The organism is Alicyclobacillus contaminans DSM 17975 (assembly GCF_000429525.1).
In the GTDB taxonomy this organism is placed as follows: Bacteria; Bacillota; Bacilli; order Alicyclobacillales; family Alicyclobacillaceae; genus Alicyclobacillus_A; species Alicyclobacillus_A contaminans.
Window position 1 is genome coordinate 24,881 of sequence record NZ_AUCA01000026.1, and the last position, 25,649, is coordinate 50,529.

Annotated in this window: 26 protein-coding genes and 2 riboswitches; of the genes, 17 read left to right on the forward strand and 9 right to left on the reverse strand. The window is 57.7% G+C overall.

The window, feature by feature from the left end; translation table 11 throughout:
- Window positions 1-5 precede the first annotated feature (5 nt).
- Window positions 6-683 (reverse strand): LrgB family protein, encoded by a 678-nt coding sequence (locus tag G463_RS0110705; RefSeq protein ID WP_026975163.1) that lies wholly within the window; start codon window positions 681-683, stop codon window positions 6-8.
- Window positions 667-1,059, reverse strand: coding sequence for a CidA/LrgA family protein (locus G463_RS0110710; protein ID WP_051322198.1), 393 nt, complete (start codon window positions 1,057-1,059; stop codon window positions 667-669). Before G463_RS0110710 ends, G463_RS0110705 begins: the two co-directional genes overlap by 17 nt.
- A 215-nt stretch (window positions 1,060-1,274) precedes the next feature.
- Window positions 1,275-1,427: riboswitch (cyclic di-AMP (ydaO/yuaA leader) on the forward strand.
- A 182-nt stretch (window positions 1,428-1,609) separates the two neighbouring features.
- On the opposite strand from G463_RS0110710, the gene G463_RS0110715 reads away from it, so the two are divergent.
- From G463_RS0110715 to G463_RS19975, 5 genes are all read left to right on the forward strand, one after another.
- Complete coding sequence (locus tag G463_RS0110715) at window positions 1,610-2,779, forward strand: ABC transporter ATP-binding protein (protein WP_026975165.1); 1,170 nt, start codon at window positions 1,610-1,612, stop codon at window positions 2,777-2,779.
- Window positions 2,739-3,452 carry an ABC transporter permease gene (locus G463_RS19970; RefSeq protein ID WP_084171541.1) on the forward strand — a complete coding sequence of 238 codons (714 nt, stop codon included), beginning with the start codon at window positions 2,739-2,741 and terminating at the stop codon, window positions 3,450-3,452. Before G463_RS0110715 ends, G463_RS19970 begins: the two co-directional genes overlap by 41 nt.
- 49 nt (window positions 3,453-3,501) lie before the next feature.
- Window positions 3,502-4,419 carry an ABC transporter substrate-binding protein gene (locus tag G463_RS0110725; RefSeq protein WP_245575854.1) on the forward strand — a complete coding sequence of 306 codons (918 nt, stop codon included), beginning with the start codon at window positions 3,502-3,504 and terminating at the stop codon, window positions 4,417-4,419.
- Between the two features lie 280 nt (window positions 4,420-4,699).
- Window positions 4,700-5,908 carry an MFS transporter gene (locus G463_RS0110730; RefSeq protein WP_051322199.1) on the forward strand — a complete coding sequence of 403 codons (1,209 nt, stop codon included), beginning with the start codon at window positions 4,700-4,702 and terminating at the stop codon, window positions 5,906-5,908.
- A 102-nt stretch (window positions 5,909-6,010) separates the two neighbouring features.
- Window positions 6,011-6,096, forward strand: a riboswitch (cyclic di-GMP riboswitch).
- A gap of 80 nt (window positions 6,097-6,176) precedes the next feature.
- Window positions 6,177-7,028 (forward strand): EAL domain-containing protein, encoded by an 852-nt coding sequence (locus G463_RS19975; RefSeq protein ID WP_051322200.1) that lies wholly within the window; start codon window positions 6,177-6,179, stop codon window positions 7,026-7,028.
- Window positions 7,029-7,083: 55 nt separating this feature from the next.
- Here G463_RS19975 and G463_RS19980 read toward each other — a convergent pair whose 3' ends face one another.
- On the reverse strand, window positions 7,084-8,304 hold the full coding sequence (locus tag G463_RS19980) for an ROK family transcriptional regulator (protein WP_051322201.1): 1,221 nt from the start codon (window positions 8,302-8,304) through the stop codon (window positions 7,084-7,086).
- 250 nt (window positions 8,305-8,554) lie between these two features.
- On the opposite strand from G463_RS19980, the gene G463_RS0110745 reads away from it, so the two are divergent.
- The 5 genes from G463_RS0110745 to G463_RS0110765 all read left to right on the forward strand — a co-directional run bounded on the left by G463_RS0110745 (window position 8,555) and on the right by G463_RS0110765 (window position 13,754).
- On the forward strand, window positions 8,555-9,907 hold the full coding sequence (locus tag G463_RS0110745; RefSeq protein ID WP_084171543.1) for an ABC transporter substrate-binding protein: 1,353 nt from the start codon (window positions 8,555-8,557) through the stop codon (window positions 9,905-9,907).
- Between the two features lie 118 nt (window positions 9,908-10,025).
- Window positions 10,026-11,024 (forward strand): carbohydrate ABC transporter permease, encoded by a 999-nt coding sequence (locus tag G463_RS0110750; protein WP_051322202.1) that lies wholly within the window; start codon window positions 10,026-10,028, stop codon window positions 11,022-11,024.
- On the forward strand, window positions 11,024-11,845 hold the full coding sequence (locus tag G463_RS0110755) for a carbohydrate ABC transporter permease (RefSeq protein ID WP_026975170.1): 822 nt from the start codon (window positions 11,024-11,026) through the stop codon (window positions 11,843-11,845). Before G463_RS0110750 ends, G463_RS0110755 begins: the two co-directional genes overlap by 1 nt.
- Window positions 11,846-12,018: 173 nt before the next feature.
- A complete protein-coding gene (locus G463_RS0110760; protein ID WP_026975171.1) occupies window positions 12,019-12,420 on the forward strand; it encodes a DUF7376 domain-containing protein in 402 nt (133 codons plus the stop codon).
- A gap of 71 nt (window positions 12,421-12,491) precedes the next feature.
- Window positions 12,492-13,754: an aminopeptidase P family protein gene (locus tag G463_RS0110765; protein WP_035486863.1), complete on the forward strand. Its 1,263-nt coding sequence runs from the start codon at window positions 12,492-12,494 to the stop codon at window positions 13,752-13,754.
- Between the two features lie 127 nt (window positions 13,755-13,881).
- On the opposite strand, the gene deoD is transcribed toward G463_RS0110765, so the two are convergent.
- Window positions 13,882-14,589, reverse strand: a complete 708-nt coding sequence (gene deoD, locus G463_RS0110770; RefSeq protein ID WP_026975173.1) for a purine-nucleoside phosphorylase — start codon at window positions 14,587-14,589, stop codon at window positions 13,882-13,884.
- Window positions 14,590-14,736: 147 nt separating this feature from the next.
- Here deoD and G463_RS0110775 point away from each other — a divergent pair, with 147 nt between their 5' ends.
- From G463_RS0110775 to G463_RS0110800, 6 genes are all read left to right on the forward strand, one after another.
- Window positions 14,737-16,431 (forward strand): M3 family oligoendopeptidase, encoded by a 1,695-nt coding sequence (locus G463_RS0110775; protein WP_026975174.1) that lies wholly within the window; start codon window positions 14,737-14,739, stop codon window positions 16,429-16,431.
- Window positions 16,432-16,516: 85 nt separating this feature from the next.
- On the forward strand, window positions 16,517-17,143 hold the full coding sequence (locus tag G463_RS0110780; protein WP_051322203.1) for a nitroreductase family protein: 627 nt from the start codon (window positions 16,517-16,519) through the stop codon (window positions 17,141-17,143).
- A gap of 161 nt (window positions 17,144-17,304) precedes the next feature.
- Window positions 17,305-18,330: a GTP 3',8-cyclase MoaA gene (gene moaA / locus G463_RS0110785; RefSeq protein WP_425387068.1), complete on the forward strand. Its 1,026-nt coding sequence runs from the start codon at window positions 17,305-17,307 to the stop codon at window positions 18,328-18,330.
- Window positions 18,327-19,088, forward strand: coding sequence for an SDR family NAD(P)-dependent oxidoreductase (locus tag G463_RS0110790; RefSeq protein WP_026975177.1), 762 nt, complete (start codon window positions 18,327-18,329; stop codon window positions 19,086-19,088). The genes moaA and G463_RS0110790 overlap by 4 nt, the downstream gene beginning before the upstream one ends.
- A gap of 297 nt (window positions 19,089-19,385) precedes the next feature.
- A complete protein-coding gene (locus G463_RS0110795) occupies window positions 19,386-20,843 on the forward strand; it encodes an amino acid permease (protein WP_026975178.1) in 1,458 nt (485 codons plus the stop codon).
- A 56-nt stretch (window positions 20,844-20,899) separates the two neighbouring features.
- Window positions 20,900-21,334 carry a hypothetical protein gene (locus tag G463_RS0110800; protein ID WP_026975179.1) on the forward strand — a complete coding sequence of 145 codons (435 nt, stop codon included), beginning with the start codon at window positions 20,900-20,902 and terminating at the stop codon, window positions 21,332-21,334.
- 102 nt (window positions 21,335-21,436) lie between these two features.
- Here the strand turns inward: G463_RS0110800 and G463_RS19985 are convergent, their stop codons facing one another.
- Window positions 21,437-21,799 (reverse strand): hypothetical protein, encoded by a 363-nt coding sequence (locus G463_RS19985; protein ID WP_245575855.1) that lies wholly within the window; start codon window positions 21,797-21,799, stop codon window positions 21,437-21,439.
- Window positions 21,800-22,079: 280 nt separating this feature from the next.
- Here G463_RS19985 and G463_RS0110810 point away from each other — a divergent pair, with 280 nt between their 5' ends.
- Window positions 22,080-22,301, forward strand: coding sequence for a hypothetical protein (locus G463_RS0110810; RefSeq protein ID WP_026975181.1), 222 nt, complete (start codon window positions 22,080-22,082; stop codon window positions 22,299-22,301).
- Between the two features lie 183 nt (window positions 22,302-22,484).
- Here the strand turns inward: G463_RS0110810 and G463_RS0110815 are convergent, their stop codons facing one another.
- From G463_RS0110815 to G463_RS0110830, 4 genes are all read right to left on the reverse strand, one after another.
- Window positions 22,485-22,784, reverse strand: a complete 300-nt coding sequence (locus G463_RS0110815) for a hypothetical protein (RefSeq protein WP_026975182.1) — start codon at window positions 22,782-22,784, stop codon at window positions 22,485-22,487.
- A 125-nt stretch (window positions 22,785-22,909) separates the two neighbouring features.
- Window positions 22,910-23,758: an alpha/beta hydrolase family protein gene (locus G463_RS0110820; RefSeq protein WP_026975183.1), complete on the reverse strand. Its 849-nt coding sequence runs from the start codon at window positions 23,756-23,758 to the stop codon at window positions 22,910-22,912.
- A gap of 154 nt (window positions 23,759-23,912) precedes the next feature.
- Entirely contained in the window at window positions 23,913-25,334 is a 1,422-nt protein-coding gene (locus tag G463_RS19990) for a DHA2 family efflux MFS transporter permease subunit (RefSeq protein WP_051322204.1), read from the reverse strand.
- A gap of 12 nt (window positions 25,335-25,346) precedes the next feature.
- On the reverse strand, window positions 25,347-25,649 hold a 303-nt coding region (locus tag G463_RS0110830; RefSeq protein WP_026975184.1), incomplete at its 5' end, for a transposase.

The window sequence follows — 25,649 nt, forward strand, 5'->3', positions numbered from 1 at the left end:
GTCGGTCACCGCAGAAAGGGCACCACGAGGGGAGCCAACAGCACGGTGAACGCCGCCGCCAGAATCATGGACAGGCTCGAGAACGTGCCTTCCAGCGGTCCGAATTCAAATGCGCGCGACGTCCCAATGCCGTGGGCCCCCATGCCCATCAGCATACCCTTGGCAAGCGCCGATTGGATCTTCAGCCAGCGGATGGTCAAAGGCCCCACCACCAGTCCAACGAACGCTGTGGCAATCACGAACACCGACGTAAGAATGGCATTCCCACCCAACTGCGCGGAGACTTGCATCGCAATCGGCGTTGTTACGGAGCGCGGTGCCAGACTGTCCATCAGGATGGGGGTCAGTCGCAGGAGGCGCGCGAGCGATACGGAGGAGACGACCGCCAATAAAGACCCCAGCGCTATGCCGCACAGCAGCTCCACCGCATGGCGCTTCAACAGTTCGAAATGGCGATGGAGCGGCACCGCGAACGCGACCGTGGCCGGGCCCAGGAGCAGCGTCAACAGGTCCGACCCTCGGATGTATGCGGCATACGACGTGTGTGTGGACAACAGCAACACCATGAGCAGGGCGACACTCGTGAGCATGGGATTCAACCACGGCAGGGGGTATCGGCGGTAGACCCACCGGCAGATCAGGTACACCGCCAGCGTGAGACCGATGTTAATCCAAGGCCGCACGGCTTTTCGCCTCCTTCCTGCGACGATTGAGAAACTCAGCGAACCACCCGGTCATCCCCATCACCACAGCGGTACTGATGGCAATGACCAACAGCAATTGCACGCCGCTTTCCCGGATCAACCGTCCGTATTGAATCAATCCCAACGAAGACGGGATGAAGAACAACAGCATATTGGAGATGAGCAGTGCGGCACCCTGCTCCACCCACTCGATTTTCACCACGCGACACTGCAACAGGATGAATAGCAAAAGAAGACCAATGATGCTGCCAGGTACGGGTAAATGCGCCAAACTGGAAATTTCGTGGCCCAACCACGCCACAACCACCAGGATGGATGTCTGCAACAACAGCCGGAGCAAGTGTGTGAATCGCAAAATGAATCATCTCCCAATACAACAGTATGACGAATCAGCACAGGTGTCCAATGCCATCCAACCGCCTCTCGGTCCGGGAGGGGAAGCGAGTGGTCATGTAACCGGCATCACAGGCAGCAGATGGCACGGGAGCACCGATCGCAGTGAGAAAAGTTAGACATTGCCTGCGATTTCTGCTATACTAACCGAAATCAATTCATTTCCACACTAGGCAATCTAGGGACGGGCCGAGTTTTGAGTGGGGACACTCAAAAGCGGGGGAACCAACGTTCGGGGGTGAATTGCGCGGCTGCGCCAGCTTCCGCGCATAGGCGGCCTTGGTCTGCCAAACCCGTCAGCTAACCTCGTAGGCGAATACTGTGGGATTGCTGGTTTTCCTCATCCAGACTCACACATGCCAGCATACATCGAGACAACGCGCATGGGTTGCTGGACGTCTCCACGCACAGACGTTCGGCGGCCTAATCGTACCCACCTTCATATTCGTCCTTGGCTATCCCTGCCTTGGTGATGCTGCACGGCGCGCCGTGCGAGAGAAAAGGGGGATACCATGGAGAAATTCGCTGTCGAATTTCGCAATGTCAGCAAGTCGTACGGTGACCATCCAGTCGTTCGGGACATCAGCTTCGCCGTTGCCGTTGGTCAATTGGTCACTCTGATTGGCCCATCCGGGTGCGGTAAGACGACGACGCTGAAAATGGTCAATCGTTTGATTGAACCCACGTCCGGAACCCTCCTGGTCCATGGCGAAGATGTCCGACGCCGCAACCCAGTCGAACTGCGCCGGAGCATTGGCTACGTGATTCAACAGATTGGCCTGTTTCCGCACCTCACCATTGAGGAAAACATCGCGTTGGTGCCGCGGCTGAACCGCCAGGATAAACGAGCCTATCTGCGACGCGCGGAGGAACTGCTCGATTTGATTGGGCTCGATCCGGCCCGTTTTCGCCACCGCTATCCTGGGGAACTCAGCGGCGGTCAGCAGCAGCGCGTGGGCGTCGCGCGCGCCCTTGCGGCGGATCCGGACATCATTCTGATGGATGAACCGTTCAGCGCCCTCGACCCCATCAGCCGCGAAAGTCTGCAGGATGAATTGCTGCGCCTGCAGGGAACGCTCCGCAAAACGATTCTGTTTGTCACCCACGATATGGACGAAGCCATGAAACTGGCCGACAACATCATCCTTATGAAGGACGGGGAGATTGTTCAGGCAGACTCTCCGGATCAAATCCTTCGACATCCGAAAGATGAGTTTGTCCGCGACTTTGTTGGGGAGAAACGTTTCCGGCAGGCCGCGTGGTCGGCGGTGGCAGGGGATGTGATGACCAACGCTGTCACCATCTCTCCGTCCCGCGGCCTTGCGGAAGCGGTGCATTTGATGGGGCGCCAGCGCGTCAACGGGCTGATGGTTACCGACAATCACCAGCACTACCTGGGGGTCGTCGGCGCTGAGGAAGTGTATCGGAATTACGGTAACGAACGCCAGACTGTGGCGGACGTGATGAACCGGGATCTGCCCGTCGTGTCGGAGGACACCCCGCTCCCTCGCGTGCTGGCGGCGATGGAATCGGGCAGAGGGTACCTCCCTGTGCTGGACGCGAACAGGAAGCTGCTCGGGGTGGTTACGCGGGCCAGTGTGATTCGACTGGTGGTAGAGACCTACAGGGGAGGTGCGGCCAATGAACGCACTGATGCAGGCGTTGTCGCAAAACTGGGGTGACTTGGCCACCGCGCTTGGGCAGCATCTGTTTCTGTCTCTGGTCGCCGTGGTGTTGGGATGCGTAATTTCGGTGCCGCTGGGTGTTTATCTGACGCGCCACCGACGCTTGGCCGGACCGGTGTTGACGGTGGTCTCCGTCATCCAGACGATTCCCAGCCTGGCGTTGCTGGGCTTCATGATTCCGCTGCTCGGAATCGGCACGGTTCCGGCGGTGATTGCGTTGACGCTGTACGCCCTGTTGCCGATGGTTCGCAATACCTACACGGGCATTCAGGAAGTGGACCGAAGCCTGATTGAATCGGCGACGGGCATGGGGATGACGCGCCGGCAAATTCTGTGGATGGTGGAACTGCCGATGGCGCGCGGCATCATTATCGCCGGCGTGCGTACGTCGGCGGTGACCACCATCGGCGTGGCGACGCTGGCCACGTTCATCGGCGCCGGCGGGCTGGGAGACATCATCATGCGCGGGATAGATATGATTGACACGCCCACGATTCTGGTGGGGGCCATCCCGGCAGCCCTGCTGGCCATCGTGTTCGACGTGTTGTTGATGTGGTTGGACCGCTGGCTCACCCCGCGTGGATTGCGGGTTGCTGCGCGCTCGGGGCAGCGCAGAGCCGACGGGAATGTGACGGTGGAGACGGCCGACATTCGGCGGCGTGGCGCTTAACCTTGCCAGAGATGAGAACAACGGAGGGATGTGCAGGATGTGGATGAACGTGAAACCGTGGATTTCAATGCGCGGCGTGTCGAGAGGACTGTCCACTGTCGTACTGGCCGTCGGGCTCACCGCGGGGCTGACCGCCTGCGGTCCAGGCGTGAGCGATGCAGATACCATCGTTGTCGGTGGGAAGAACTTCACCGAACAGGACATCATGGCCAACATGCTGACCGATTTGATTCAGAAAGATACGAAGCTGCATGTGAAAACGAAGACCTGGCTGGACAGCAACGTGGTCTGGAACGCGATGAAGAACGGCAGCATCGATGTTTATGTCGAATATACGGGCACCGGTCTCGCAAACATTCTCAAGGAGAAGCCGATGACCGATCCGCAGAAGGTCTACGATGAGGTGAAAAAGCAGTTTGAACAACAGTACCACGTGACCTGGCTCGAACCCATCGGGTTTAACAACACGTACGCCATGGCCATGCGAGCAGGCGAAGCCAAGCGTCTCGGCATTTCGACCGTCTCTCAGTTGGCCGCAAAGTCCGATCAACTCACGCTCGGGACAGAGCAGGACTTCATCACGCGGGCCGATGGTCTTCCCGCGATGAACAAGCTGTACAACACCCATTTCAAGGCTGTCAAATCGATGGAAATTGGTTTGAAGTATTCCGCCTTGACCAATGGGAAGGTCGATGTGATTGACGCCTTCTCCACAGATGGCAATATTCCCGCCAATCACCTCGTTCTGCTGAAGGACGATAAACATCTGTTCCCACCATACTATGCCGTGCCCATTGTGAGAGACAGTGTCCTGAAGGCGCACCCTGAGCTGAAGGATGTGCTGAACAAATTGGCGGGCAAGATCACCGATGCAGAAATGCAGAAATTGAACGAGGAAGTGGATTTGCAGCACAAAAAGGCTGCCGATGTGGCGGAAGAGTGGCTGAAACAGAACGGTCTGCTGTGACAAAGCTGCTTTCCATCACAGAAAGGGCCGGTCCCTTCAGTCCATCTTTCAATGGCTTGGGACAGCCCGTTTCACTCAAGGAGCCCCTCTTTTGTTCAGGGGCTGCACTCTTGCTCCAAAATGCTCATGACGAAGGCGTCCTGGTACGCATGTCATAGTAAAATGTCACTCCCTTCGCGGCTCTGTGCAGCATACGCGATGACGGAAGGTTTTATCGGGCTTTTGAGTCCAGGGTCGTCATCTGCGAAAATAGACGGAGACCACAGCGAAGGGAGTCCTCATGGTGTCTTACATCGAACGCGGACAACCGGGATATGGCGCCGCCACGCTGGCGCTGTTTTCCGGTGCATTCATCACGTTCGCGGTGCTGTATACAACACAGCCGGTGATGCCGTTGTTGTCGCGTGACTACGGGGTGAGCCCCGCAGTGGCCAGTCTCTCTCTGTCCGCAGCCACCGGGGCGCTGGCTGTCGCCATGCTGTTCGTGTCAGGATTATCCGACCGGTTTGGACGGAAGCGGGTGATGGCTCTGTCCCTGTTACTGTCTTCCCTGCTGTGCTTCGGCGTGGCTGCAGCACCGAGCTTCGGTTTGCTCGTGACGCTGCGCGCCGTACAGGGCGTGGTGTTGGCAGGATTTCCATCCATCGCCATGACCTATGTGAACGAGGAGTTTCATCCATCCTCCGCAGCGGCCGCGATGGGACTGTACGTCAGTGGAACCTCCGTCGGCGGGATGACCGGCCGAATTGTGACGGGGGTATTGACCGACCTGTATTCTTGGCGGCTGGCGATACTCGCCATCGGCTGCATCAGCCTCGCACTGGCGGTGTGGTTCTGGCTGCGCCTGCCCAAACCGGCCCACTTTACGCCGCAGCCGGTCAGCGGCCGGGAAATGTGGCGACGGTTTGTGCGGGCCATCCGACACCCTGCACTCATTTGCATGTATGGCCTTGGGTTTCTCTTGATGGGCGGGTTTGTGACCATGTACAACTACATCAGCTATCTGCTGGTGGGACCACCGTACCACCTCAGCCAAACGGTGGTTGGATTTCTGTTTCTGGTATATCTGACGGGGACCATCAGTTCCGCCTGGATGGGGCGACTGGCGCAGGAGATGGGGCGAGGCAGCGCGCTGCGCATCGCCGTGGTCCTTGCGCTATTCGGTTGTCTTGTCACGCTGTTTGGGGCATTGTGGATCAAGTTGGTGGGGCTGGCTGTTTTCACGTTCGGGTTTTTTGGCGCACACGCCGTGGTCAGTGGTTGGGTGGGCCAACTGGCGCGAGACGCTCGGGCTCAGGCGTCGTCCCTATATCTGTTCTTCTATTACGCCGGTTCGAGCATTGTCGGCGCCGTCGGCGGGCTGTTCTGGAGCGCACTCGCCTGGCCGGGCGTGGTGGGGTTGATTGCGGTACTTCTCCTGGTGGCTTGGGCCATGGAGTCTGTGGTTCAGCGTATTCTTCTGAAGGGAAATCCAAACTCGGCGTCGTGAACTGTCGATTGCCGGCGCGGCGTGTCGATTTGGGGGTTGACAACCAGTCAATTCAACGAAAGAATAGAGTTGCTTGAGTGGAAACAAATCACATAAAAAGTAAGTGTCTCAAGGCAAACCAGTGGAAACGCTGGGGCGCAAAGCTACGGGTCTACGGACTGGAGGTCTATGATCGCCGGGTTGCCACGCCATATTTGAATGAATTTCAATTGGGCAACTCCTGTGATTGGGGTTGCCCGTTGTTTGTTAGTGGGGTGAGGGCAAGCGCATGAAGAGAGAGACAAAAAGTCGGGCAACGGGGGATGGCGCGAACGTGACGGATGCGGACATCGCGGTGCTGCGCCCGAAAAATATGCAATCCATCGTTCAGGATGTTCTCGCAGGCGGGGATCTGCACATGGTTTACCAGCCGATTGTCAACCACGCGGAGGGCATCTTATTCGGTCATGAAGCGCTGAGCAGGCCCCAGGCAAACGGAGAGATGGTCAGACCGGATTTGTGGTTTCGCGCAGCCCATCAGTGCGGCTTGGCGGTGGAAGCTGATTTGTTGGCATTGCACAGTGCCGTCAAACACGTGGCGTCATATGCGATGACAGACAACGTCATGCCGCTGTTTGTAAACATCACCCCGACCACGATTTCCGAGCCGCGATTCCTGCGGGCTTTGGAGGAGTTGTTCGACCATGGCATGCTCGTGCCGCAGGAAGTCGTGATTGAACTCATCGAGTACATATCTTATAACCCTCGCTACCTCGCTGACGCAGTCAGTTCCCTGCGTTCCATGGGATTGCGGATTGCGTTGGACGACTTTGGCGTATGCGCGTCTGGCATGAGTGCGCTGGTTGAGCTCGATCCGGATTTCGTCAAAGTCGACCGCTCCTTGGTACAGGGCATTGCCGCATCAGACAGAAAGCGCCGACTGCTCATTCACCTGGCAGACTACATGAATACAGAAGAGTCAGTGATTGCCGAAGGGATTGAAGAGAAGGACGACCTCCAGGCCGTCCAAGAAATCGGTGTATCGCTGAGTCAGGGGTATTATTGGGAGCGACCGGTCACCCTGGAACGACTGCCGGAATCCCATGCGGTGCTCCACCAGGAACGCCTGCGGTGGAAGTGAACGCGCCGCTCGGTAAGCGGCTGTGCAGCAAGCACGGCGGATGACCACTGGGGTTTCAGCGGTGGCGCAGCGTGGAGCCGACGGTGCCAGGGGTGTCGCTGCCCATACGGATTGGGTACAGTGTTTCAGATAAGGCGATGCCGGCAGCGCCCACCGCCATACTGTCCACTTTCGCCAGGTGGATGGGCGTGTGGCGCACCGCTTCGACCGATTTGATTTGCATGGCCACGCGCAGTTGCGGCAGAAGCCAGGACTCGGCTTGAATCAATTGACCACCCAGGAAAATGGCGTCAGGGTTCAGCGTATTGGCGATGTTGGCAACACCAACGCCGAGGAACTGGCCGAGCGTTGTGAGCGCACGCGCGCACTCCCGGCGGCCGCGATTGGCCTCTTGCACGACGCGAGCCACGAAGTCTCGTTCTCCTTCAGAAAACTCGGTGACGCCGTTTTCCAGCAGGTACCGATACAGGCTGTCCTGCGCTGCGTATCGCTCCCAGCAACCATAGTTTCCACAAGAACACCGGATTCCCATCGCCACGATGGTGGTGTGTCCGAATTCTCCCGCCACACCGCGACTTCCGCGGTACAGTTTTCCTTCCATGACCAATCCGGCGCCCACACCGATGCCCGCGGATACATAAATGAGATTCTGGTATTCCGGATGCAGCCGGTACGACGCCCATGCGCCACAGTTGGCGTCGTTGTCGATGAACACGGGCAATTGAAGGCGCGCTTGGAGCGGGGTGCGAACATCCCACTCGGTGACACCGAGGTTCGGCAGCATGTACACATATCCATTCTCGAAGCTGACCATGCCGGGCAACGCGATGCCTACGCCGAGGACCCCGTGTGGACTGGCCGGCGCCGCTGCGATGGCGCGCTTGGCTTCCAACGTGAGCAGCTCCAGGAGCATGTTTTTCACCTCAGTGCCGGGAACGGTCATGTCGACCGTGTGCTCCCAGACCACCTGTTCCAAGGCGTTGCACAGGGTCGTTGTGACGTGCGAGATCTGGACGTCAATGCCCACGGTGAACGCAGCGTTGGCGTTGAACTCCAACAGGATGGGCTTGCGGCCGCCGTTGGAGTCGCCGAAACCCACTTCGACGATGTACTGTTCCGTCAGCAATTCATCTACCAGCGAAGAGATGGTGGCTTTGTTCAAGCCGGTCACTTCCGCCAATTGGATGCGCGAGATTGGGCTCTGCGACCGAATGCAGTGCAAGACGGTGGCCTTGTTCCACTGCCTCATTGTGGATGCGTCAATGCGCTTCGTCATTCTGTCAGAACACCCCTAAAAACTGCATGAATCGGTGTGGAAACCTGTTGCAACCGCAGCGAAGATAGTTTACTATACAAACCAAGACTGGCGCTGATGTTGTGCAGACTCTCACATGATACACTGAATCCGTTTACAATTGTACACCTTGGTTTTATAAATAAACAAACTGTCGTAAACGGAATAGAAATGTGGGGGGCTCTGCGCAGAAGAGCCAGAGTTTTGTATCCGCTTACGAAACCGGATACAAATGGGTTCGAGCGTTCCTTTAGGAAAATCAAGGATTGACGAGGGGGTTCAGTTCGTGAAGCTCAGCAAAGCGTTGAAATGGGGTTCCGCGGTGGCTGTGGCCGTCGCGCTGACCACAGCTTGTGGAACGTCCAGCAGCAATGGTGGGAATACGTCGAATTCGTCCGGATCGTCGGCGAAAAAGGTGGAGATTTTCTCGTGGTGGACAGGTGCCGGCGAAGCGGACGGCCTGCAGGCGTTGATTAAGTTGTTCCAAAATCAGAATCCGGACATTCAGGTTCAGAATTCTGCCGTGGCCGGCGGCGCTGGGACGAACGCGAAGCAGGTGTTGGCAACTCGGATGAACGCAAACAACCCACCGGATACGTTCCAGGTTCACGCGGGTGCGGAATTGATGTCCTGGGTGGACGCGGGCAAGATGCAGCCGCTGAACGACCTGTATCAGCAGGAAGGGTGGAACGACAAGTTCCCGAAGCAGTTGATTGACATGGTCAGCAAGGATGGGCAAATCTACGGCGTGCCGGTGGACATCCACCGCGGCAACGTGCTGTGGTACAACAAGAAAATCTTTGACCAATACCACCTGACGCCGCCGAAGACGTTCGATGATTTCTTCAAGGACGCGGACGTCCTGAAGGCACACGGGGTCACCCCGTTGGCGCTGGGCGACAAGGATACATGGGAAGCCACCATGCTGTGGGAAGACGTGCTGCTTGGCACCATTGGCGCGGACAAGTACGACCAACTGTGGCAAGGTAAGCTGTCCTTTGACGATCCGGGCGTGAAACAGTCGCTCGAGACGTTTAAGAAGATGCTGCAGTACGTGAACAGTGACCACGCATCCCTCGTTTGGCAGGACGCTTCGCAATTGGTGGCGAACGGCAAAGCGGCGATGAATGTGATGGGCGACTGGGCGAAGGGTTACTTCACCACCGACCTGCATCTGAAGCCGAACGTCGACTTTGGCTGGGTCACCACGCCCGGAACCGACAGTGACTTCATGGTCATCTCCGACACGTTCGGACTGCCGAAAGGCGCACCGCATCAGGACGGCGCCATCGCGTTCCTGAAGGTGCTCGGCAGCCAGGCGGGGCAGGATGCATTCAACCCGTTGAAGGGTTCCATCCCGGCGCGTCTCGACGCGGATACCAGCAAGTACGACGTGTACAGCCAGTCTGCGATTGCGGACTTCAAGAAGGATTCGCTGACGCCGAGTCTCGCGCACGGATCGGCTGCAAATCCTGGATTCCTCGATGCGGTCAACCAGGCGATGCAGGTGTTCGTCAGCAACGGTGACATCAACAGCTTCATCACGCAGCTGAAGTCTGCGGCGGATCAGAACCCGCTCAGCTAAGAATGGCGGAGTTGGAAACTGTGTGTTGCCATTCATACGAAAGCAGTGCAGGGTCAGGGCAGCGCACGTCGCTGCCTGACTTTCTGCATCGAGAGACTTCCGTGATCACTCATGCGCTATGAAAGGGGGAATTCCGGTGTCCCAAAACACCCCGCCAGCGGCAGGTCTGCCGCCGGTACCGACGAAGCGCAAGCGACCCTGGACGTGGGAGCGGGCATTCCCGTTTTTGACCGTGTTGCCTTCGTTCGTGGCCATTGTCGTATTTGTCTACGGGTTCATTGCCTGGACGGGCTGGATTTCCCTGACGAAGTGGAACACGCTGACGCCGAATATGGCGTTTGTCGGGTTGAAGAACTACGCCCGCCTGTTCACCGAATTCCGGTTTCAGGCAGACTTGCGCAACCTGTTGTTCTTTACGCTGCTGTTCATTCTGCTGTGTCTCGTCATAGGTTTGCTCCTGGCGGTGATGGTGGACCGCAAGATTCGCGCGGAAGGATTCTTCCGCAACATCTTCATTTTTCCAATGGCGCTCTCCTTCATCGTCACCGGTGTGGTCTGGCAATGGCTGCTCAGCCCGCGTTCCGGGTTCAACTTGATTTTGAAGGCCCTGGGATGGAATCCGAACCATTTGCCTGGGTGGTACACGTCCACCAACATCATCCCGAGCATTCACTGGGGGCAAATTCAGTTCGGCATTCCCGTCGCACTGGTCGCTGTGGTAATTGCGGCGGTGTGGCAGATGTCCGGGTTTGCGATGGCGCTGTACCTGGCCGGATTGCGCGCCATTCCGGATGAGATCCATGAAGCGGCGCGCGTGGATGGAGCCAGTGAGTGGAAGTCGTTCTGGAAGGTCACGTTCCCGCAGCTGCGGCCGATTACCGCGACCACAATTATCATTTTGGCCCATATTTCGATGAAAATATTTGACCTGATCTATGCCATGACCGGCCCCGGCGCGGAATTCGTCACCGACATGCCGAGCGTCAACATGTTCAACACCACCTTCCAGGGCCAGCATTACGCGGAAGGTGCCGCGATTGCCATCTTCATGCTGCTGGCATTGGCTGTGTTCATCGTGCCGTACATGGTGACCAGCCTGCGGAAGGAGGGTGACTGATGGCGGTGCGTCGGCTCAATCGAGCGCTGTTGTATCTGCTTCTGATTATCTTCGCGTTGATCTACCTGATTCCGGTATACGTGGTGATTGTCACGAGTCTGAAGAGCAACGCGGAAATTGATCTGTCCCACATGTGGTGGCTGCCGAAACACCTGGACTTTTCGAGCTACGGGGAAGCGTTCAATAAGTTGGCGCCGAATCTGGGCAACAGCTTCTACCTCGCCATTCCCGGAACGGTGATCTCTGCGGTGCTCGGATCGCTCAACGGCTATGCGCTGTCGAAGTGGAAGTTCCGTGGCGCGGACGTGCTGTTTCCCATCATGCTGTTCGGCATGTTCATCCCGTATCAGAGTGTGTTGATTCCTCTGATTCAGTTCATGACCAACATCGGGTTGTACAACACGATTCCGGGGTTGATTCTGATTCACGTCATCTACGGCCTGCCCATCTGCACGCTGATTTTCCGGAACTTCTACGCCGGAATTCCGACGGATCTGATTGAGGCGGCCACGATTGACGGCACGGGGTACTGGGGAATCTACCGGCGGATCATTCTTCCGCTGTCCATCTCCGGCTTCGTGGTGGTCGGCATCTGGCAGTTCACCTCGATTTGGAACGAGTTCCTGTTTGCCGTCTCCATGACGCAACCGCCCAACCAACCGGTCATGGTGGCGCTGCAGAACCTGTCGGGCAGCCAGATTGTGCAGTGGAATGTGCAAATGGCCGGCGCGTTTCTGTCCGCGCTGCCGACGCTGATTGTGTACGTCCTGCTCAGCCGGTACTTTGTGCGCGGTCTGCTGGCAGGTTCCATCAAAGGCTGATGTTGCGCTCCGGCCGAGGTTGATTCGGGGAGAGCGCAGGCGGTTGAATGGTGCATGCAAGAATGTGGTCTGCCGAGTCCCATGCGGACGGGCAGACCTTGTTCACATTTTGCATGGTTCTCCCCCTTCTCTCATAAGAAAGAGAGAAAAAGTGGTGTGAAGGGGGACTGGCCATGCCGGTGACGGTACGCAAGGACATTCAAGGGGCAGTGGATGCGTTCGTGCGGCTGCACGCCCAGATGAAGGCGGTGCGAGAAGAAATGGAGGCGCTGCGCCAAGTGATTGAGCCCTACATGGCGGAACAGGGCGTCGGCGTCATCACGACTTCCGATGGAACGGCCCGCGTCGAGCGGGCGACGCAGGACCGTCCGCTGCTGAGCGCGCGATACACCACCTACGAGTTGGATGAGGTTTTACCGTTGTTGCCGGCACAGGCGCGCAAACAATGCGTGGTGGAAGTTGTGGACAAAGAAAAACTGGAGGCGCTTCATAAACTGGGCCAGGTCCCGGATGAAGCGCTGAAATGCAAGCGAACGAGGGTCACCGTCACCCTGTCGGTTCGGGGAGCGCGGTGACGGTGCACGATTTCCGGGGAAACAATCGGTATACTGGAAACAGGAACACGCGAAGGGAGCATACATAAACCATGCTGAATTCAACCATCTACGCAGAGCGCAGAGCACAATTCGCCGCACAAATGGAGGAGCACTCGGTCTGTGTTCTGTTTTCCGGGACCGCTCCCCACAAGTCTGAAGACATGGAGTATCCGTATACGCCGAACCGGAACTTCTATTACCTGACGGGCATTGCACGTCCAAACATGATTTTGCTGCTGACCAAGCAGGCGGAAAACGTTTCCGAGATGTTGTTCATCGAGCCGGCCAACCCGGACTTGGAAAAATGGACGGGGCGCAGGTTGCGGGCCGCGGAGGCGATGGAGATTTCAGGCGTCACCACCGTGCACATCTTGGACCACTTCTCCGCTGTCTTCGGACGCTTGTTGGCGCGGAGCCGGTGCGATGCCGCTTATCTCGACCTCGCCCGGGCGGGTTGGGACATTCCGTTGTCAAAGGCGCACGAGTTCGCCGCCGAACTGCAGCGCAAACACCCGTACCTCGTGATTCGTGATGCCCATCGCATGCTCGCGGGTATGCGCATGTTCAAGCGGGAAGAAGAGGTGGCGTGTATTCGGACGGCCATTGATCTCACGCGGCAAGGTATTGAGAACATGCTGACGCATGCCAGGCCGGGCATGATGGAGTACGAATTGGAGGCGTATTACGAGTTCCCCCTCCGCAGGCAGGGAGTGCGCGAGCCCGGCTTTGCGTCGATTGTCGCGAGCGGCCCCAACGGCGTCATTCTCCATTATGAAGAGAACAACCGCCGGACGGAGGATGGCGATCTCGTGCTGATTGACCTCGGCGCGCAATACGGGTACTACAGCGCGGACATCAGTCGTACGTTCCCGGTCAATGGGAAGTTCACCGACAGGCAGAAGCAGATATACAATCTGGTACTGGACGTGGAGGAACGCGTGATTGCCGCTGTGCGTCCCGGTGTCACGTGGCGAGCGTTGAATGAATGGACGAAGCAGTGGCTGGCGGAGGGACTGAAAGGGCTGGGCCTCATAACCCAGGACGAGGAACTCAGCCGCTACTACTACCACTCGGTCGGGCATCAACTGGGATTGAACGTCCACGATGTGACCGCGCTGTCCGATGCGGATCCTCTGCAGCCGGGGATGGTCATCACCATTGAACCTGGGCTTTACATTGCGGAAGAGGGGATTGGTGTCCGCATTGAGGACGATGTGCTGGTGACCTCGGATGGACACGAAAATTTATCAAAAAATATTCTCAAAACGGTCGAGGAAATTGAAGCATTTATGGCGCAACGGCCGAATTCATAATTGAACATCTCGCTGCTTGCCATTGAGGGAGGCAGCGGGGATGAACGGAGTCCCGTCCGCGTACAGCCGGAGAAGTGAAAACCGCTCCCATCGGAGCGGTTTCCCTTTGTCTGTGCTCATCTCAAGGTCATGCCCGGAGCGCCGTTTCGAGGCCAATCTCAATCATCTGGTTGAGCGTGGTCTGTCGCTCCTCTGCGGAGGTGGCTTCTCCGGTCAGAACGTGGTCGCTGACGGTGAGAATGGTCAGCGCCCGCCGTCCAAACTTTGCCGCCAGCGTGTACAGAGCCGCCGTTTCCATTTCCAGGGCGAGGACGCCGTACTGTGCCCACTTGTGGACGGCGGATTCATCTTCATTGTAGAACGCGTCGGCGGTGAACACATTGCCGACGTGGACGTCCACCGCCAGTTCCTTGGCCACTTGGTACGCCGTTTGCAGGAGGCTGAAGTTCGCGGTGGGCGCGTAGTCGATGTTTCCGAAGCGCACCCGGTTGATGGCCGAATCGGTGGAGGCGCTCATCGCGAGCACCAGATCGCGAACGCGGATGTCTTTCTGGATGGCGCCGCAGGTGCCAACGCGAATCAAATTCTGGACGCCGTACTGCTCCATCAGCTCGTGGACGTAGATGGAGATGGAGGGGACGCCCATGCCCGTTCCCTGCACGGAGATGCGGCGGCCTTTGTAGGTCCCGGTGAAACCGTACATGCCGCGCACCTGATTGTACTGCACGGGGTTTTCCAGATAGGTTTGCGCAATGTATTGGGCGCGAAGCGGATCGCCCGGGAGAAGCACGGTATCCGCGATGTCTCCGGGTTTGGCTCCAATATGGATGCTCACGCGAAAGAAACCTCCTTGTATGTTTGTCCATCATTGTACCATGGAGCCTGTCCGTTCTCAGAGCGCCAAACAGGCGGCGCGAGTGACCGGGAACGGGTATAATGGCGGAAGTACAAAATGTCAAAACGGGATGGAGCGTGCGATGCCATGACATTTCAGGAAATGACGTACGAACGGCCGGATTTTGATCAATTGAAAGCGGCGTTTGACGCGGGGCTGGCCGAGTTCAACGCGGCCGCCACGGCTGAGGCTCAGAACGCGGCGCTGAAGCGGTTGATTGACCTGCGGGAACACTTCGACTCCATGTACCAACTGGTGTATATACGGCACAGCGTGAATACCAAGGACGAATTTTACGCTGCGGAACAGGACTATTTCGACGAGACCATGCCCAAGTACCAGGCGTTGGTGGCCGACCTGTACAAAGCCATGCTCGCATCTCGCTTCCGCCAGGAGCTGGAAGTCAAGTGGGGCAGTCAGCTGTTCGCGCTCGCGGAATGCACCGTGCGGTCCTTTTCACCGGAAATCGTGGCGGATTTGCAGGAGGAGAACAAGCGGGTCAGCGATTATGTGAAATTGATTGCGTCAGCGGAGATTCCTTTCGAAGGGGAAACGCGCACCCTGCCGCAACTGCAGCCGTTCGAGCTGTCGCCGGATCGCGATATGCGGAAGCGCGCGGCGGACGCGCGCTGGTCGTTTTTCGCGGAGCATGAGGATACGATTGACCAAATTTACTCCGACCTGGTGGCCATCCGCACAAGAATGGCGCGTAAATTGGGATTCTCCAACTACGCGGAGATGTCGTACCTCCTGATGAATCGAACCGACTACAACGCCGACATGGTTGCCGCGTTTCGCAAACAGGTGCGCGAGGTGCTCGTGCCGGTTGCCACGCGGCTGCGGGAGAAGCAGCGCCGGCGCATCGGTGTGGATACCCTGCGCTACTACGACGACGGATTCATGTTCAAGAGCGGCAACGCGACGCCGAAGGGAGATCCGCAGTGGATTGTGGAGAATGGCCGGCGGATGTACGAAGCGCTGTCGCCGGAGACGGCGGAATTCTTCCACTTCATGCAGGAAAATCAGCTGCTCGATTTGGTCAGCAAACCTGGAAAAGCCAGTGGCGGATACTGCACGTACATCCCGGAGTTCAAGTCGCCCTTCATTTTTTCCAACTTCAACGGTACGGCGGGGGACATCGACGTCCTCACCCACGAGGCGGGCCACGCCTTCCAGGTTTACCTCAGCCGCGGCTACGAAGTACCGGAATACCATTTTCCGACGTACGAAGCGTGCGAAATCCATTCCATGAGTATGGAATTTTTCACCTGGCCGTGGATGCAACAGTTCTTCCAGGATGAGACCGAGAAGTACCACTACGCGCACCTGACGGATGCGGTGTTCTTCATCCCGTACGGCGTGGCTGTGGACGAATTTCAGCACATTGTGTATCAAAATCCGGACATGACGCCGGCCGAACGGAAGCAGGTGTGGCGCGATCTCGAAAAGGTGTATCTGCCTCATCGCAATTACGAAGGCAATGCCTTCCTGGAGCGCGGCGGCTACTGGTTCCGACAGCAGCACATCTTCACGTCGCCGTTTTACTATATCGATTACACCTTAGCGCAGATTTGCGCGCTGCAATTCTGGAAGAAGATGCACGAGGATAGGGACAGTGCCTGGGCAGACTATCTGCGTCTCTGCAAACTGGGAGGGAGTCAGTCCTTTCTCCGGCTGGTTGAGGAAGCGCGGCTGGTTTCCCCGTTTGACGAGGGATGCGTCGCGTCCGTCGTGGGTCACATCGAGCAGTGGCTGAACCAGGTGGACGACGCGCGTCTGTGAATCTGTCCGTGTCATCCGATATAATGTAGGGTGCGACACCGCTATTTCCGAGCGGAATATGCACATTTCGATGGAGGTGCAACGCATGACGGTTTCCGCGAACACACATCCACAGCAACTGGTCCTCACGAACCGAAAGGCCGAGTACGAAATCGATCCGGTTTTCCTCCAGCGCTGGTCGCCTCGCGCATACAGCTCTCGTCCCGTGAGCGATGAGACACTGCTCCAGGTACTTGAGGCTGCCCGCTGGGCGCCCTCCGCGGTGAACTGGCAGCCATGGCGATTCGTCGTGGCGAAAACGGAGGAAGACAGAGCCAAGTTTCTTTCGTTCCTGTTCGAAGGAAATGCGGTTTGGTGCAAACAGGCCCCGGTGCTCATCCTGCTTGCATCCGAATCGCTCCGCCCGGACGGGGAGGGCGAGAACACGGCACACGCATTTGATGCAGGCACAGCGTGGGGATTCCTCTCCATTCAGGCGGCGCGCCTCGGTCTGTATACGCACGCCATGGGTGGCTTTGACAAAGAGCAGGCGAAGCGCGTGCTCAATCTGCCGGAGTCCGTGGTTCCCCATGTGGTCATCAGCCTGGGCTACTACGGAGACCCGGCGGAGCTTCCGGAACCGCTGAAGGCTCGCGAGCAACCGTCCACGCGGCGTCGGCTCGAAACGTTTGTCTTTGAAGGTCAATACGGGCAGGCACTCCGTGTGCGCTGACGCCCGTGTCCGAGTGATTCATCGCCATCCGATGCCCAGGCTGTGGGCATCGGATGGTTTGTTTTACGGTGCCCGCTTTGTTCCTCTGCAGCTTTTCGGTATTATGGATGAAGACGGGAGGCTTGCGTGCGTTCCGCATTCCAAACAGAAACGTTGTGATGATGATGGCACCAAGGCGAGCAGTCCGGGATGGCTTGGGCCGGCCAGTGTCCGATCTGCGGATTTCGGTGACCGATAGATGCAACTTTCGCTGTACGTACTGCATGCCGAAGGAAGTATTCGGCGCGGATTACCCGTTCTTACCCCACAGCGCGCTGCTCAGCTTCGAGGAAATTGTCCGCTTGGTTCGCCTGTTCGTCCAACTTGGCGTACGCAAAGTCAGATTGACCGGCGGCGAACCGCTGTTGCGCCGCGACCTGGAGACATTGGTGGCTATGATTGCAGAGGTCGAGGGCATTGAGGACATGGCGCTGACCACGAACGGATCGATGTTGACGCCGGAACGTGCGAGAGCTCTGAAAGCCGCTGGGTTGCGGCGTGTCACCATCAGTCTCGACGCAATGGACGATGCCGTGTTCCAGGCCCTCAATGATGTCCGGTTTCCGGTGTCCCGCGTGTTGGCGGCGATGGATGCGGCCGCTGCGGCGGGGCTTCAGCCGGTCAAAATCAACGCAGTGGTCAAACGCGGTGTGAACGACCAACAGATCGTCCCGTTGGCGGAATATTTCCGCAACACGGGGCATGTCCTTCGCTTTATCGAGTACATGGACGTTGGCAACACCAACGGCTGGCGAATGGAGGATGTGGTGCCCGCCGAGGACATGCTACGGGCAATCCACGAGCGTTGGCCACTGGAGCCGGTGCCGCCCGCCCATCCGGGAGAGGTCGCCACACGCTATCGCTACCTGGACGGCGCTGGCGAAATCGGCGTGATTGCCTCGGTGACGCGTCCATTTTGCGGAGGGTGTACGCGGGCGAGGCTGTCGTCGGACGGACAGCTCTTCACCTGTCTGTTTGGCAGTCGTGGGCACGATGTGCGCGCTTGGCTGCGGCAGAATTGGAGTGACGAGGCTCTTTTGGACGCGCTCGCAGGAGTCTGGGGCCGCCGCGTGGATCGGTATTCGGAAGTTCGATCCGCGCATACCACCCATTCCCCGCGCGTGGAAATGTCGAAAATCGGAGGTTGACACAAACATTGTCGGGATTCAAAGGCAAAGTGGTCTTGGTGACCGGTGCGGCACGGGGGATTGGCCGCGCCGTGGCGTACGCGTATCTGTGCGAGGGTGCCCATGTGGCATTGGTTGACGTGGACGCGGCTGCACTGAAGGAGACGGCTGACGAATTCGGGCGCCTGGGCTCCTGCCTGCCCGTGGTGGCCGATGTCGCCGCTCCGGCCGATGTGATCCGTGCCGTGGAGGCGGTCGCCGCGGCTCATGGCCGACTGGATGTGCTGATTAACAATGCGGGCATCGGGATTTGGAAGTCTCCGCTCGAACTGACGGTGGAGGAGTGGGACAGGGTCCTCGCCGTGAACCTGCGCGGGACGTTTCTCATGGCCCGTGAGGCTGCGAAGGTGATGCGGCGGACGGGAGGCGGGGCGATTGTCAATGTGGCGAGCACGCGATGGTTGATGTCCGAACCCAACTCCGAGGCATACGCGGCATCCAAGGGCGGCATTGTTTCCTTGACGCACGCGTTGGCCGTCTCGCTCGGGCCCCACGGCATCCGGGTCAACGCCATCAGCCCCGGATGGATTGAGACGAATCCGAAAGCCGTCCTGCGCGACATTGACCACGCGCAACACCCCGCGGGTCGGGTTGGGCGACCGGCCGACATTGCGCGGGCTTGTCTGTACCTCACCCATCCGGAGAACGATTTTATCACCGGAGAGAATCTGGTGGTGGACGGCGGGATGACCAAGAAAATGATATATGAACCGGACTGAGGAAGGCCTGGAAAACCGCGTTCCGTCTGCAGAATATTGCCTTCTAGAAATCGCTTGATCCTTTCTTTTGTTCTGAGGTATATTAGGACACATCGAAACAACGTTCGGCGTTCTGCGGTATCGCGGGGCGCCGGGCGGAAGGATTCATAGGCTTGCATGGACGCATGCGCGCCTTTTTTGTTGTCCGACCACTTTAGTTTGGTAAAGAAATAAATCGGTGCTGTTGCAGCGTGTGAGCGGAAAGACTCATCCCATCGCTGCTGTCCGTGCCTTGTTGTGCTCAGAGGGGGATGCGTTGTGAAAAACGGGCTGTTTGGAATCTGGATTCTGACCGCGTTGGTGGTCGGCAATATGGTGGGCTCTGGCATCTTTATGCTGCCGTCCTCCTTGGCGCAGGCCGCCAGCCCTGCGGGTGTACTGCTGGCGTGGTGTGTGACGGGTCTTGGTGTGCTGATGCTGGCGCTTGTCTTTGGCAACCTCGCCATCCGCAGGCCGGAGTTGAACGGCGGGCCCCAGGCCTACGCCAGAGCGATTTTCCGTGCTGGAACGCGGCGGTCCGACTTTGCGGGATACATGGTGGCGTGGGGGTACTGGGCGGCCAACTGGTCCGGCAATGTGGCAACCATCACGACGTTCGCAAGCTATCTGTCGACATTCTTTCCTGTGATGGCGAGCCAGGCGGTCCTTTTTCAGGTAGGCCGGTTTGTGGTCACCGTCGGAGGCGCGCTCACGTTCCTCGTCTGCAGTGCGCTGCTGTGGGTCATTCACGCACTGATTGTGCGCGGTATAGAGGGTGCCGGTAAAGTCAACCTGGTGGCAACGACCGCCAAGGTGCTCGGGTTTGTGTTTTTCATCGTCGTCTGCCTGTTCACGTTTGAAAAGGCCAACCTCCTGCCCCTCGTTCAACCGCGTACCGATGCCTCGGGGGCGCCGTTGTCTCTGCTCGGGCAGGTGAACCACGCCGCCCTCTCCACCCTGTGGGCGTTTGTGGGCGTGGAATCGGCCGTTGTGCTGTCCGCTCGCGCTCGCAAAGCGAAGGATATCAAGGTCGCGACCATTCTCGGCCTGTTGATCGCGCTGGCGATTTACGTGGGGATTACACTGCTCACCATGGGCGCGTTGCCGCAACACGTGTTGATGGAGACCAACAAGCCATTGATTGACGCGCTGGACCGGGTGATTGGTTCGGGCGGCGCTTACGTCATGGCCGGCCTCGGGTTGATTTCGCTGGTCGGATCCACCATTGGGTGGATACTGTTGAGTGCGGAGGTGCCGTACCAAGCGGCTAAGGACGGCATGTTCCCGAAGTGGTTTGCGAAACAGAACCAACGCGGAACTCCGACGCGGGCGCTCACGGTGACCAACGTCATGTCGCAGATCCTCATTTTCTCCACCCTGTCGGAATCCATGTCCGGCGCTTTCACGTTTGTGATCACGTTGGCGACCCTGTCGTACCTGCTGCCCTATCTGGTCTCGACCGTCTATCACGTGGTGATGGTTGTCCGCGGGGAAACGTACGATACGCAGCCGCGCGGGCGTCTGGCGGACGGCATCATCGCCGTGCTGGCGAGTGTGTACTCCGTGTGGGTGGTCAAGGCGGGATCGTCCGACTGGAAGACATTCCTGCTCGGCGTGGCCATGTTGGCGGTGGGCATGGTGTTCTTTCCGCTGGTTCCACGGTCGCGCAAGGAGTCGGGTGAGGAGACCCGCCCGATTTCCGCAGAAGTTGGCGCATCCTCCTCGGCCCGGCCATAGAGTGTGTGGAAGGCTCCCCGTGCTGGGGAGCGACACACACTGAAGGAGGGTGCAGCGTGTCGAAACCAGTCAAGCGTACCGCGAAGAAGCACAGGGTTCGCGTTGCCAAGCCCAGTCCGGCTCCGGTGCAGCAGGAACCGGTGGTGGCGGAGACGACATCAGCGCCGAGCGGGAAACCGTTGGATACGTTGAAACAGAATCTGTCCGGCAAGCGCAGGGCCATTTTCGAGATTCTGGATGATGTGAAAAAGGTCCGGCCGGAGCAATGGCAAGATCCGAACCAGGTGGAACAACTGGCGAAGACGTTCGCGGGAAAACTCGGGCTGCCGGTGCCGGAACAGCGCATCAAGCAGTTCGTGAATGCGTACAAGGACGCGACAAAGAACGGTCCGAACGCCAATGTGGATGAGTTGGTGAAAAAGTACGGGAAGAACGTGGACAGCGAGACGCTGAACCAAATCAAAAAGTTTGTTCCGAAGGCGAAGGGCTGACATCCGGAATCACGCTGTACAACAAAACCCTCGTGTGACTGCGTCACGCGGGGGTTTTGTGTGGAGGACGGCCATTCGCCGGGGCACCGCAGAACCAAGCCATCACGACTCCGTGTTCGCGTTGTCTTCACGGCCGCCTTTGAACAACTGAGCGCCGACCGGCGTGTTCATGAGTGCCATCAGGATGTTGGTGAAGTCCTCGGTGTTCAGGTTCCTTCCTTTGTGCTTGACCAGTTTGTCGAGCACGCCGGTTTCTTTCAGCGAGTTGGAGGCCACGTACAACGTGTCCAACAATTGATCCGCCTGTTGTAAATATTGCAGCCAGTTTTTCACGGTGCCGCGCAGATTGCCGACGCTTTTCAGCGTGTCCTGCAGATTTTTGGGCGATAGGAGTTTCCCAAAATTCAATCGGTTGCTGGTCGATCCCGGAGCAGCCGAGGACGGTGCGGCCGTCGGCTTGTTCAATCTGCGCTTCCGCTTTTGCGGCGTCGATTTCCGTCGGGGCGCGACGCCGGTCCGCCGCGCCCTGGAAGTCGGGTGTGCCCCAGTTCTTCTGGTGGGCGTGCCAGCCAAGCGTACCACCTCCCTCGCGGCCCTGGATGGGGTGTCGGCTACGATATAGTATTGGTTCCTCGCCGTGATGGTTCCAGCATATCGGGGGCCCGTAGATGCCGTCTGCAGCGTCACCGGTGCGGCGGAATAGCGGCAAACCATTGAGGCAGACTAGTGGCGAGGGGGAGATGTGATGCAACGCGAGCGTTCCTTGCACGCGAAGTACGGCGGCGTACACTTTATCCAGTTGCGGCACGCCCGTGACATCAATGAGTTCGTGCGCGATCTGCCTGCGGACAAGAAGAACAGTCTGTTCGAGGTGCTTCAGGCATTGCAGGATCACGGATATATTGAAATGGCACACGACGGCCGTTGGATGGATCCGGGGGCGGAAATCCATCCTCCGCAAGCGTAACGGTCGTTGCAGTCAGTCAGGGCTTCGGCCCCTGGAACGCGTTTACCCCGTTCCACGGTCAAGTCCACGCAAAAGGACATGGACACCACTGAGCCATTGGGCAACGGATAGACAAGCCCCCGCATGGATGCGGGGGCTTCTTTTGGCGCCAGGGGCGGCGGATTCGGCGCGTAGGGCACGACATCAGATGAAGAATGCCGGGCGGGGCCATATGCCGAACAATCCGGCGTAGGGCACAAACAGACCGGGAGCCGGCAGGAAGAACTGCACCTGTGCCGCGTCCACGCCGTCTGCTGCGCGATGCACGCCGGGTTGAAACGTGTCCGAAGATGCATGGATCCCGTGGGTCAGTTGGGTATGATGCACGAGGATGATGCCGTCGTGCAGAGTTCTGTGCAGAATTCCCACGTGCATGCCGTACATGGAGTGGACATGAACCCACTGGCCCACGTATTTCCGGCAATGTTCTTTGGTCATCTCCATGAAATCAGCCTCCGTATGGGACATTTACAGGGTTGCTTCTGCCTACACCATACGCAGGGCTGTGTATCCGTTCCTGTGCGTTTGCCACGGCAGCTTGGTGAATTTCCAGTGGATGCGTATCCGCATCATGGGTCTTGAAAGACGTGTTCCAACATCCGACGGATGGCCAGTCTGCGCACTGCGGGCGGCAGATGGTGCCCGTATCCAGAATAAGTGTGCAGCGCAAACGGCCGATGCGCTCTCTGCAGCGCCTCACACATGCGCTCCGCATGCCGGTAAGGCACCTGTACATCCTCCGTCCCGTGCACGATGAGAACCGGGCAGCGAATGGCCTGTGCGAAGTGAGCGGGAGAGCGGGATGCGTACGCCTCCGGGCGCCGCATGGGTGACTTGCCGAGCACGCGCCGGAGCATGCGGCGCAGGTCCACACGTTCTTCATACGTCCAGGCCAGGTCCGCCACACCGCCCCACAGAATGAGGTGGTGAACACCGGGCAGCGTGGCCGCCAAGCGGGCGGCATTGATGGCGCCGCGGGAGAATCCCAGCGCTGCCACTCGATCCGGTTGTACGAAAGGCAGCGACCGGACCAGGCGAAAGGCTTCGTTCACATCCTCACAATCGGCTCCGCCGAACTCATCGCTTCCAGGTCCGCCGTATGTCCCTCGATACCATGGCGCCATGACCACCACGCCATGGGCCATGAAATCGTGAATCCAGTCCAGTTTTGCCATGCCCACGCGGCCAATGCCGCCTCGACAGTACACGAGACCTGGCAGCGGGCCGGGGCGGACGGGCACGGCAGTGGCAGGCGCAGGTGTCGGTACCACCTCCACCGTCACGCCGCTGTGGGCTCCGTATCGCGCCCGGAGCAGGATCAGTATGTCATTGGGACAGATCTGTACGTGGTCAGGGATGCCGAGATATGCCCGCACGGGGAGTTCCTCGGACAGATAGGTGAGCTGGTAAATGGTCATGTCCCTATTTTATCCTCTCTTGGTGGCGGATGCCGAGTGTGTAGCCGCGTCGGAATGGCCCGAACACTGCCAGGGGGCAAAGGCGAGTCATCCGAGCAGAAAGCATGTGCTTGACTCTCCATTTACAGGAGTCTCTCCGACCCTTGAGTAAGGTTTAAATGAATACATCTTCTGAGATGGAGATGCTCTGTTCCTTTTCGCTATTTCTGTCAAAGAGAAACAGTGCAGGAATGATTCCAGAAAGACCTAATAATGCTGAGACAAGAAAAGCATCATGGAACGCCAATACGTTCGACATGAGTTGAACTTGCTGGTAGATTACCGACAAGCTCATTTGATGAGCTTGTTGAAGTTCATACCCTGCGGATTGGAACCGTTGAATAAGTACCTGCAGCATCTGTCCAGTTGTAGACCAAGGGGTAACCGATTCAGCAAGGTGCGCGAAATGAACAGGTACGCGCTCTTGGATGACACTGGTCAGTATAGCGACACCTAGTGAACTTCCAATTTGTCGCGTCATGTTGATAAACGCCGAACCCTGATTGACAAGATGTTCAGGCAGAACAGTGTAGGCCATCGTGATTGCGGGCATCATCGCGAACCCAATGCCTGCTCCGACAATGACGAGGTCACTCTCAATCGATGATATACTTGTGTCAATCTGGATTTGGGTTAAGGGAAAAGCGCCCGCAGTCATTATTGCGATCCCTATGATTGTTAAAATCCGTGCTCCAACAAGTGGCAACAATAAAGCACTAATAGGAATTAATACCGCCGCTCCAATCACTTCCGGAATTAAAATGATACCCGTCTCCATTGCCCCAAGTCCTCTGAGCTGCTGCATAAATAACGGAACAAGAAATAGACTTCCAAAAAGCCCAATCATCATAAAGAACGTAATCCACAGAGATGCGGTGTAGACTCGATTTTTAAAGATCCTTAGATCGAGGAGGGGAACTGGGTGTCTGGCTTCTACGAATACAAATGTCAACAGACAGATTCCAGACAGGATAAATAGAGAGAGGATGGATAACGAGTGCCATCCATCCGTCGGGCCATTACTTACGGCAAGCAGCAATGCAGCAAATCCAATCGCGGAAAAGATAAACCCGAACAGATCAAGTTTCTTAGACATGGTGGTAAATTCCTGCAACAACAAGACAGAAGCGAAAACGGCCGTGATCCCAATGGGGATATTGATCCAGAATATCCATCTCCAGTTGATGTATTCAACGAAATAGCCTCCGATGGTTGGGCCCATGGCGGGCGCAACCAGTAAAGGAATTCCCATCAGTCCCATAGCTAGAGGCAATTCTTTCTTACTAAAGGTTTTTTCAACAATGGAGAGTGCAAGCGGCATAATCATACCGCCGCCAGTGGCTTGAATGATGCGAAACACAATGAGTGATTGGATGTTCCACGCTATGGCGCAAAGTACCGATCCTGCGGTAAACACGACTAGGCTGAGGATGTAAATTCGCTTGGTCCCCAGTGTATCTGCCAAGTAAGCGGTCATCGGCTCGAAAAGCCCAATCATCATCATGTAGGCTGTAATCACATATTGAGACAGGTGCATTGTAGTGCCCCTTCAGGCAACCTTGATCTTCTTTTGTTCCCGTAGAAGGCTAGCGTTTCGCCTGTGCTTATTGCGCCAGCGAATATATGCCCGAATTGCGTCAGCAAGTGCCTTGTGGTCCTCATGGTTGCTGCCACTCAGCACAAACTTGCGCAACGGCCCGAAATGACACTCAATCCGATTGAGCCACGATGCGTGTGTCGGAGTGTAGACCAATTCCACATTGTTCTCGACCGCCCAGTTTCGGACACGCTCATGCTTGTGCGGCGAAAAGTTGTCCAGGATGATGTACAGCCGCTCGGAACGGTGATAACG

What these genes read in the sequence shown, in the direction of transcription:
- G463_RS0110715 (WP_026975165.1), top strand. Translation starts at nt 1,610, where the DNA reads ATGGAGAAATTCGCTGTCGAATTTCGCAATGTCAGCAAGTCGTACGGT.
- G463_RS19970 (WP_084171541.1), top strand. Translation starts at nt 2,739, where the DNA reads ATGAACGCACTGATGCAGGCGTTGTCGCAAAACTGGGGTGACTTGGCC.
- G463_RS0110730 (WP_051322199.1), top strand. Translation starts at nt 4,700, where the DNA reads ATGGTGTCTTACATCGAACGCGGACAACCGGGATATGGCGCCGCCACG.
- G463_RS19975 (WP_051322200.1), top strand. Translation starts at nt 6,177, where the DNA reads ATGAAGAGAGAGACAAAAAGTCGGGCAACGGGGGATGGCGCGAACGTG.
- G463_RS19980 (WP_051322201.1), bottom strand. Translation starts at nt 8,304, where the DNA reads ATGACGAAGCGCATTGACGCATCCACAATGAGGCAGTGGAACAAGGCC.
- G463_RS0110745 (WP_084171543.1), top strand. Translation starts at nt 8,555, where the DNA reads ATGGGTTCGAGCGTTCCTTTAGGAAAATCAAGGATTGACGAGGGGGTT.
- G463_RS0110750 (WP_051322202.1), top strand. Translation starts at nt 10,026, where the DNA reads ATGAAAGGGGGAATTCCGGTGTCCCAAAACACCCCGCCAGCGGCAGGT.
- G463_RS0110755 (WP_026975170.1), top strand. Translation starts at nt 11,024, where the DNA reads ATGGCGGTGCGTCGGCTCAATCGAGCGCTGTTGTATCTGCTTCTGATT.
- G463_RS0110760 (WP_026975171.1), top strand. Translation starts at nt 12,019, where the DNA reads ATGCCGGTGACGGTACGCAAGGACATTCAAGGGGCAGTGGATGCGTTC.
- G463_RS0110765 (WP_035486863.1), top strand. Translation starts at nt 12,492, where the DNA reads ATGCTGAATTCAACCATCTACGCAGAGCGCAGAGCACAATTCGCCGCA.
- G463_RS0110775 (WP_026975174.1), top strand. Translation starts at nt 14,737, where the DNA reads ATGACATTTCAGGAAATGACGTACGAACGGCCGGATTTTGATCAATTG.
- G463_RS0110780 (WP_051322203.1), top strand. Translation starts at nt 16,517, where the DNA reads ATGACGGTTTCCGCGAACACACATCCACAGCAACTGGTCCTCACGAAC.
- moaA (WP_425387068.1), top strand. Translation starts at nt 17,305, where the DNA reads ATGATGGCACCAAGGCGAGCAGTCCGGGATGGCTTGGGCCGGCCAGTG.
- G463_RS0110810 (WP_026975181.1), top strand. Translation starts at nt 22,080, where the DNA reads ATGCAACGCGAGCGTTCCTTGCACGCGAAGTACGGCGGCGTACACTTT.
- G463_RS0110815 (WP_026975182.1), bottom strand. Translation starts at nt 22,784, where the DNA reads ATGGAGATGACCAAAGAACATTGCCGGAAATACGTGGGCCAGTGGGTT.
- G463_RS0110820 (WP_026975183.1), bottom strand. Translation starts at nt 23,758, where the DNA reads ATGACCATTTACCAGCTCACCTATCTGTCCGAGGAACTCCCCGTGCGG.
- G463_RS19990 (WP_051322204.1), bottom strand. Translation starts at nt 25,334, where the DNA reads ATGCACCTGTCTCAATATGTGATTACAGCCTACATGATGATGATTGGG.